Source organism: Promicromonospora sp. NPDC060271 (assembly GCF_042726755.1).
Classification (GTDB): Bacteria; Actinomycetota; Actinomycetes; order Actinomycetales; family Cellulomonadaceae; genus Promicromonospora.
In genome coordinates this window covers 1-4,043 of record NZ_JBHXBG010000281.1, presented here as the reverse complement: position 1 = coordinate 4,043, position 4,043 = coordinate 1, and the positions used below count along the sequence as shown (strand labels likewise).

The 4,043-nt window shown below is 72.5% G+C and carries 4 protein-coding genes; 1 reads left to right on the top strand and 3 read right to left on the bottom strand.

The genetic code is table 11. The annotated features are described in order from the left end of the window. Positions 1-119 precede the first annotated feature (119 nt). From ACFWE2_RS24840 to ACFWE2_RS24830, 3 genes are all read right to left on the bottom strand, one after another. A complete protein-coding gene (locus ACFWE2_RS24840) occupies positions 120-536 on the bottom strand; it encodes a YciI family protein (RefSeq protein ID WP_377226881.1) in 417 nt (138 codons plus the stop codon). 157 nt (positions 537-693) lie between these two features. Beyond that, positions 694-2,154, bottom strand: a complete 1,461-nt coding sequence (locus ACFWE2_RS24835) for a tyrosine-type recombinase/integrase (protein WP_377226880.1) — start codon at positions 2,152-2,154, stop codon at positions 694-696. A 90-nt stretch (positions 2,155-2,244) separates the two neighbouring features. Then, positions 2,245-2,934: a LysE family translocator gene (locus tag ACFWE2_RS24830; protein WP_377226879.1), complete on the bottom strand. Its 690-nt coding sequence runs from the start codon at positions 2,932-2,934 to the stop codon at positions 2,245-2,247. A 64-nt stretch (positions 2,935-2,998) separates the two neighbouring features. Here ACFWE2_RS24830 and galE point away from each other — a divergent pair, with 64 nt between their 5' ends. After that, positions 2,999-4,021: a UDP-glucose 4-epimerase GalE gene (gene galE, locus ACFWE2_RS24825; protein ID WP_377226878.1), complete on the top strand. Its 1,023-nt coding sequence runs from the start codon at positions 2,999-3,001 to the stop codon at positions 4,019-4,021. Positions 4,022-4,043: the final 22 nt, after the last annotated feature.

The following is a 4,043-nucleotide window of genomic DNA, read 5'->3' as shown; positions in this document are numbered from 1 at the left end:
GGGCGCGAAGTCTGCTCCGCGACGGACGAGGACGCCAAGGACCTGCGGCGCCAGGGTCCGCATCAGCTCGTCCACCTGGCCGCCGTCCACCCGGTCCTCGTGCACGCCGTCGTCCCGTCCTACTCGGCGGTTGCCTGCAGCTCGGCGTAGAACGGCCGCACCTCGAGCCACTCGTGGAGCGGGCGCCCGCCCTGGCCGGGGGCCGCTGAGAGCTCGGCGGCCGCCTCGTAGGCCCGCTCCTGGGACTCGACGTCGATGATCATGAAGCCCGCGATCAGGTCCTTGGTCTCCGCGAACGGCCCGTCGGTCACCGGGGGCCTGCCTTCGCCGTCGTACCGGACGAACGTGCCCTCCGGCAGGAGCGCGCCCTCGCTGACGAACTCACCGCGCTCCGTCAGCTTCTCGGCGAACCGGCTCATGTAGTCGATGTGCGCGGTGATCTCCTCCGGCGTCCACTGGTCCATCATGACCTCGGTACCGGGCACGGGTGCGGGGCCGTTGTGCCGGTAGTGCTTGAGGATCAGGTACTTCGCCATGGTGTTCTCCCTGGTCGAGGGCCCGTCGCCGGGCCGAGCAGTCGTGGACGCCGTGCGCGCCCTCGTACCTGGGACGGAGCCGGTCGCACGTTCTCGACACCAGAATCCCGGATTCGCGAGAAGTTGTGCGGCGAATGCTCCTCCGGGCCGGGCCGGGTCAGCCCGCAGCCCAGGCCCGCGCGGAACCGATCGCTGTGACGTTCGCGGGCGCGTCCGCGACCGTGGCCGCGGATGCGGCGGAGGGCTCGAACGACGTCGCCTGGAACGCCGCGCTCATCGTCTCGCCCAGCACGTCGAGGTCGTCCTCGAACAGGCCCGCGTAAGTGGACAGGGTCAGCACCGGCGACTCGTGCCCCAGCATGCGCTGCACCGCCTTGACCGTCGCACCGCCCGAGATGGCCAGCGAGGCGGCGGTGTGGCGCAGGTCGTGCAGGGTGAGGGTGTCGAAGTCCTCGGCGCCCGGCCCCAGCGTCGTGCCCGACAGCGCCGTGAAGAGCCTGGTGCGGCTCACCTTCTCGCCGCGGGTCCCGTCCCGGCGCGTGCGGTCGGCGTCGGCCACCAGGGACCAGGTCGCCGGGTCGCAGACGCCGGTCGGGTCGAGCCCGGCGCCGAACTGGAGCCGGCGCACCGCGGCGACCACACCGTCGTCGTACAGGCCGGACGCACGCAGGCCGAGAGCCTCACGCAGCGTGCGTACCGCCCGGCCGGCCGCGAGGACGGCGGGCCGGAACGCCGACCGGTCGAAGCTCTCCCGGCGCAGGGGGCCGCCCCGGGCCCCGGTGAACAGCAGGTCGGCGGGAGCGCGGCCGGCGGCCTGTGCCGCGACGTCCGCGACGAGGATCGCCGGCAGCGGGACCTCGCGCCGGGCGTGGGTCTTGGTGTCGCCGAGCAGGAGGGTGCCGTCGTCGAGACGGGTGTACGCCTTGCTGACGCGGACGCGACGGCGCAGCGGGTCGACGTCGGCCACCGTGAGCGCGCTGACCTCACCCCAGCGCAGACCGGTCAACGCCGTCAGCAGCACGAGGGCGCGGGCCTGCGGCGTCCTGGTGGCGTCCGCCACGCGGCGCAGCTGCTCGTGCGAGAGGTAGCGGTGCGGCTTGGTCTTCGGCGCGCGCGGCAGGGCGGGCACCTTGCCGGACGGTGTCCGCGCCGGGTTGGTGCGCAGACGACGCGCGTCGACGGCGGCGTCGAGCAGCGCCACGAGCAGGCGGGCCGCGTCCCGGCGCCGGGCCGGCGATGCGGTCTCGCCGGTGGTGGGCGAGGTCATCGTCGCGGCCCAGCGGGCGACGTCCTCGTGCGTGACCTGCCGCAGCGGCCGGTCACCGAACGAGGGCGCGACCAGGGACCGGAAGCGCTCGCGCTCGGCCTCGATGGTCCGCGGCGCGCGGTCGACGCGGGACTCCTGCCAGATCGCGAACCACTCGGCGACGGTGACCCGGCCGGCGCCAGGGTCCACCCACTCGCCGTGCTTGCCCGCCTCCTCCTGACGCCTCGCCTCCGCGAGTGCCTCGCGCTTGGCGGTGAAGCGACGGGTGCTGCGCAGACGCCCGTCGACGCGGTAGCGGCCGACGTGGCCCGTGCGGCCCTCGGAGTCGGTGCGCTGCTCGGTGTAGGCCACATGGTGAGGGTATCGGGCCTGACGGCGCAGGTCAGGGAGCGACGCGGGGTCTGGCCGTCCTCGGGACCGGCCCCGATACAGTGGCCTGGCTCAGATCGGGCGGGCCTGGCCGGTCAGGGCGTTCCAGCCGATGCGTCCACCGAAGGCGAGCAGCACGGTGCCGGTGATCCGGTCGGTGACGCGTGCGATGGCACGCCCGGAGAGCCAGCGCTGGGCCAGGCCGGCAGCGTTGATCAGGAGGGCCAGCCAGGCGAGCCCGAGGACGTCGTGCTCAATGGCGAGCAGCAGGCCCATGAGCAGGTGCGGTACGTCGTCGGGCAGGAACTGGGGGATGGTGGCGAGGTAGAAGACGCCGACCTTCGGGTTCAGGAGGTTGGTCGTGGCACCGAGGGCGAACGAGCGCCAGGCCGAGCGCTCCGTCGGGTCGCCGTCGCCGGTCGGCGTGTCACGGGTCAGGGCGGCGTCGGGCAGCGCGTCGTAGCGGCCGGGACGGAAGCTGGACCACAGCATCTGCCCGCCGAGCCACAGGAGGTAGGCGGCGCCTGCCAGGGTCAGGGCGCGGTACGCGGTCGCGGAGGCGGCGAGCACCGCCGTCGCACCCACCGCGGCTGCCACTCCCCAGACCAGGGTCCCCGCGTTGATCCCGAGCGCCGTCGCGTAGGCGTGCCTACGGCCACTCACGACGGCGGTACGCAGCACGAGCGCGCTGTCCAGACCGGGCATGATCGTCAGCGGGATCGCGACCAGCGCGAACAGGAGCATCGCTTCGAGCACTGTCACGGGTCGGAGAGTACCGGTGCCGGCCCGGACCGGGAAGGGTCCGGTCACCCGGTAGTTTGGGACCATGCGCGTTCTCGTCTCCGGTGGAGCCGGCTACATCGGCTCACACACCGTCCTCGCCCTGGTAGCCGCCGGTCATGACGTCGTGGTCGTCGACGACTTCTCCAACTCCAAGCCCACGGTGCAGGGCCGCCTGGAGGCGCTCGCGGGCCGCGCGATCCCGGTCCACGCGTTCAACCTGACCGACATCGACAAGACCGAGGCGCTCTTCGCGCACGAGCGGATCGACGCCGTCATCCACTTCGCGGGGTACAAGGCGGTGGGGGAGTCGATGACGAAGCCGCTCGAGTACTACCGCAACAACCTGGACTCCACGTTCGCGCTGGCGTCGGCGATGACGAAGTACGGGGTGCGGAAGCTGGTGTTCTCGTCGTCGGCCACCGTGTACGGCGAGAAGGCCCCGGTGCCGTACCGGGAGGACTACGAGCACCTGTCCTCCTCGTCCCCGTACGGGCAGACCAAGGTGATGATCGAGCGGGTCCTGACGGACATCGCGCAGATCTCCGAGGGCTGGAAGGTGGCGCTCCTGCGGTACTTCAACCCGGTCGGCGCGCACGAGAGCGGCGACATCGGCGAGGACCCGCAGGGCATCCCGAACAACCTGATGCCGTTCATCGCGCAGGTCGCCGTGGGGCGCCGGGACAAGCTGACGGTGTTCGGGAACGACTACCCGACGGCGGACGGCACGGCCGAGCGTGACTACCTGCACGTCACCGACCTCGCGGCCGGGCACGTGGCGGCCCTCGAGCACCTGGACGACATGTCGGAGCCTGCGCGCGCGTTCAACCTCGGCACCGGTACGGGGACGTCGGTGCTCGAGCTGCTCAAGGCCTTCGAGCGGGCCGTCGGCCGGGAGCTGCCCTACGAGATCGGCCCGCGCCGGGCCGGTGACCTGCCCGCGTTCTGGGCCGACCCGACGCGCGCGAACACCGAGCTCGGCTGGCGCGCGACCAGGACGATCGACGACATGTGCGCGGACACCTGGCGCTGGCAGTCCAAGAACCCGAACGGGTTCCCGGACGCCTGACCGGGCGGGCCGGTCGTCGGAC

Excerpts from the sequence above, each read along its gene's own strand:
- galE (WP_377226878.1), top strand. The coding sequence starts at position 2,999 with ATGCGCGTTCTCGTCTCCGGTGGAGCCGGCTACATCGGCTCACACACC.
- ACFWE2_RS24840 (WP_377226881.1), bottom strand. The coding sequence starts at position 536 with ATGGCGAAGTACCTGATCCTCAAGCACTACCGGCACAACGGCCCCGCA.